This window comes from Chamaesiphon sp. VAR_48_metabat_135_sub (assembly GCF_031418915.1).
In the GTDB taxonomy this organism is placed as follows: Bacteria; Cyanobacteriota; Cyanobacteriia; order Cyanobacteriales; family Chamaesiphonaceae; genus Chamaesiphon.
On sequence record NZ_JANOJV010000221.1, the window covers coordinates 1 to 3,950 of the forward strand.

The following is a 3,950-nucleotide window of genomic DNA, read 5'->3' on the forward strand; positions in this document are numbered from 1 at the left end:
GGTGTCACGATCGATCGCTGCTCAATGATACTTCTATAGTACAAGAATCCTATCGATTCCACAAGACTCGATCGAAATATGGTTCGGTTCGTCAGTTCGCTAGCGGTTGAAACCGCTGCTAGTGGTGCAAAGTCCGCCTACGCGGACTAATATTCCAGTCCGAGTGGCGGACTTTAATTTAATCGATCTAACCTGGATTATTCACCAACTTGTGAAAGCCCGATTGTGATTGCGCCGTAAAAAACAGACTGTTTTTGAAGCCAATCGTTATCAGTTAATTTCAGCAAGGGTTTCGAGGATTTCTGGAGATCTTTATGAATAATGCAGGCTAAATCATTTAAATTGGTAAGAGTTGGTAAATCTCAGATGGAGATATTGAATCATGAATAGAGAAGAATTTATTAGAAAATATGCTGGAGAAGAGGACTTTACCGAAAGAGACTTTCGACGGTCAGATTGGAGAGACAAACATTTTAGAGGCGGTACTTACCAAGAAGCCGACTTTAGCGACTCATATTTTGATAGTAGTGATTTCAAAAACGTCGATCTTAGTTTCACTAAATTTACGAGGGTGCGTATATACGAAAGTACTTTTAATAATTGTTACATGCCAGGAGCTGACTTTAGTGATGCGGTGTTCGGGCAAGTTTCTTTTTCTAACGTCGATCTCAGAGAAGCTATCTTCAGAAATGCTAACTTTACCGAGGCTGGTTTCTACAATGTCAATCTCTGTTATGCCGATTTGAATGGGGCTAAAAACTTAGATAGTTATGAAAATGTTCTTTGCCACGAAACTATCATGCCTAATGGCAGTATTTATAGTGGTCGTATCTAACACAAGTTTTGTAGGTTGGGCAAGTCAATTACTGTAAATCTAAATATAATTCAAGTAGGTTTGCCCACCAGCTCAATTAACCTTCAGTACGAGCGACGATTTAGAGAAATATTTCTTCAAATAAGTAGATCGATCGAGAGTTCTAGATTGGGAAATGTTGGCGATACAATTAGCTCACTACTTCTAAATTGATGTAAGTCGTACTCACCATCAACTAAGTAATAAACCGAAATTGTTGGTTGCTTGGGATGTCCGATAAAATTTCGTCCGCCCAACCCTAAATAATCGACGATCCAATATTCCTGGATACCTAATGCTTGGTAAGCAATCTGTTTGATGGCATAATCATCTTGCCAATTAGTCGATACTACTTCAATCGCTAATTTTACCAAACTACCTTGAGTAATAATCGATTCAGTCTCCCACCGTTGCTCTTGAGCTAGCAGTTCTTTGTCTAAAACAATGCCTTCCGGCTCATATCCAGACTTACCATCGATCGATTTGACGATCGATTCTCGTGGAATCAGATAAGGTAATGGAGATTGACGAATGATAAAATTCAACTCACCAATGATGAAACCAGCTATTTCCGAATGTTTGCCTCGCGGTTTGGGCATTTCCAGAATTTCTCCATCTCTAAGTTCGTAGCGAAATGCAGATCGCTCTGGCAACCAGGCGATAAAATCATCGAAGCTAATTGTTTTAGATTCTGCTAGTACCATGTTTATTTTGCGTGACTTAGCACCTAAATAACTTTATCTAGTTAAGGTAATTTTAGACCATCCAGCCGATCGACAGCGGATCTATTCTTGCTTTAACCCAATTTACGAATCCAGTCGATGAGAACGGGATTGACTAATTCTGGTGCTTCATCTTGGGGACAATGACCGACATTCGGGAGTTCGACAAATTCATCAACTGTAGATACATTCATCAATTCCCGCCCTAGCTCGATCGGTTCCCACGGATCGGCGGCACCCCAAATCGCGATCGCGGGACAGGATAATTGCGGTAATAGATCTTCGGGTAATGGCCCCCAGGAATAGGCTGTGAATTTGAGGAATACGGCTGCTGCGCCCTCGTCTGCGGCTGGAGCCATTAAAATATCAATTAGTTCCTCACTGACGGCTTCAGGGCGATGATAGGCTTGTAGCAGGATTTTGCGAACGACTTTGGGTTGGGCGAGTTGCTTGAAAAAGAAATTGCCGATTGCTGGTATAGTGAGGATAGACTGGAGGACTGGTGCGCCCCATCGACGATATAAGGGCATCTGAGCCAGTTTGCGATCGTGTAATAATCGCAACGAACAATTGAGCATTGCGACACCTGTAAATAATTTTGGTTCTGTTACCGCAGCTTGGAGTGCGACAATACAGCCGATCGAATTACCAATTAGAATTGTCGGACTCCTAATTATTTCTCGACAAAAATCAACTACCTGCGCCGCCCAGGTTTCAAACGTATACTCAATTTCAGCTCCTGGTGTTGGTTTTGCCGATCCGCCAAATCCGATTAGATCGATCGCATAACACCGACAATTCTCGGCGAGTACCGGAATATTTTTGCGCCAATGTCCCACAGACGCACCAAAACCATGAATTAATAATACAGGTGCGCCACTCTCTCCCTGTTGTTGGTAATTAATCTTATATCCGCGCCACATCCAGGTTAAATTGATGGTTGGAGTAGCAAGGGAAGTCATGTTGGGTATGTTAAATATGTAGTTGGATGGGATCGATTTATTCGATCGAAGTTTCGCAGCTTGATTCGATTGCTTTCGGTAGGCGATGCCAACACCGATCGCTTGCCATTCTAACGCGATCGACATCATCAACGCAGAGATTGGGTACAATTTAAGCAAGTAACCACAACCCTACTGCTTCCCCACGTAATCATGCCCCCAACCGTTAGTTTAATCCGCGCCACCTCTTACAAAGCCGACGAACTTCGCGTATCCGTAGAAGCCGTATTAGCCCCATTAGGTGGGATGAGTGCCTTTGTCAAACCAGGTGATCGAGTCTTACTCAAGCCTAACCTATTAACGGCTGGTCGTCCCACCAAAGAGTGTATTACTCGTCCAGAATTAGTTCGATGTGTCGCCGAACTTGTAATCGCCGCTGGGGGGAAGCCTTTTTTCGGCGATAGCCCAGCTTTTGGGAGTGCGATGGGTGTCGCCAAAGCGAATGGTTATTTACCAATGATGGATGAATTAAATTTACCATTAGTCGAATTTCATGGCAAACGTTATGAAACAACTAGTGAAGAGTTTAACCATTTATTACTCAGCAAAGAAGCAATGGAAGCTGATGTCATCATCAACTTACCAAAAGTCAAATCTCACATCCAACTTACCATGACATTAGGAGTCAAAAATCTCTTTGGTTGCGTACCAGGAAAGATGAAAGCGTGGTGGCATATGGATGCAGGTAAAAGTGCCGAGCGATTTGGTGAAATGTTGGTAGAAACAGCCCGCGCAATTAACCCAAATTTGACAATTATCGACGGGATTGTTGCACATGAAGGAAATGGCCCAATGAATGGTGAACCCCGCGATTTAGGCGTACTGGGTGCTGCTATTGATGTATTTGCCCTAGATGTGGCGATGTTGGAGATTCTGAATGTTGAGGCGGATTTAGTCCCAACTGCGGCGGCGGCAAAAAGATTGGGATTAGCTCCTGAATTAGAATCGATCGAGTTTCCCTTATTGCGCCCAGTGGATTTAGTTTGTACTGATTGGAAATTACCATCCGCTTTAATGCCGATCGATTTTGCCCTACCACGAGTAATCAAATCCACATTTCGCCATCTTTATATCAGATTTATCAAAGAACCAATGGGAGCCTATCAAGCTTCAGAAAAATAACCGTAGGGGCGTGGTCTCGTGCCCGCCCTCTTCTTGTACCTTCTTGTATCTACTTGGGGACTATTACAAGTATATATTTATCCAGATCCAAACAAACAAGCCCCACACCAAAGTGTTAGGCTTGTTTGTTTGATTTAATCTAGTCTAGTCCAAATAAAACTCAGACTTTTAGTCAAAATTTCACCTTTCAGACAAAAATCTTAATCTTTGACCGCAAAGAAGCTCAAGTGATAAGGGAAATTTTTCCAAGGG

4 protein-coding genes are annotated in these 3,950 nt (G+C 42.8%); 2 read left to right on the forward strand and 2 right to left on the reverse strand.

Annotated features, from left to right (window positions below; genetic code table 11):
• Positions 1–382: 382 nt before the first annotated feature.
• Positions 383–835, forward strand: a complete 453-nt coding sequence (locus RMO55_RS15870) for a pentapeptide repeat-containing protein (protein WP_310428009.1) — start codon at positions 383–385, stop codon at positions 833–835.
• Positions 836–951: 116 nt separating this feature from the next.
• Here RMO55_RS15870 and RMO55_RS15875 read toward each other — a convergent pair whose 3' ends face one another.
• Together RMO55_RS15875 and RMO55_RS15880 are read right to left on the reverse strand one after the other, a co-directional pair.
• Positions 952–1,557: a Uma2 family endonuclease gene (locus RMO55_RS15875; RefSeq protein ID WP_310428010.1), complete on the reverse strand. Its 606-nt coding sequence runs from the start codon at positions 1,555–1,557 to the stop codon at positions 952–954.
• A gap of 92 nt (positions 1,558–1,649) precedes the next feature.
• Positions 1,650–2,537, reverse strand: a complete 888-nt coding sequence (locus tag RMO55_RS15880; protein ID WP_310428014.1) for an alpha/beta fold hydrolase — start codon at positions 2,535–2,537, stop codon at positions 1,650–1,652.
• 192 nt (positions 2,538–2,729) lie between these two features.
• Here RMO55_RS15880 and RMO55_RS15885 point away from each other — a divergent pair, with 192 nt between their 5' ends.
• Positions 2,730–3,698, forward strand: coding sequence for a DUF362 domain-containing protein (locus tag RMO55_RS15885; protein ID WP_310428012.1), 969 nt, complete (start codon positions 2,730–2,732; stop codon positions 3,696–3,698).
• Positions 3,699–3,950 lie beyond the last annotated feature (252 nt).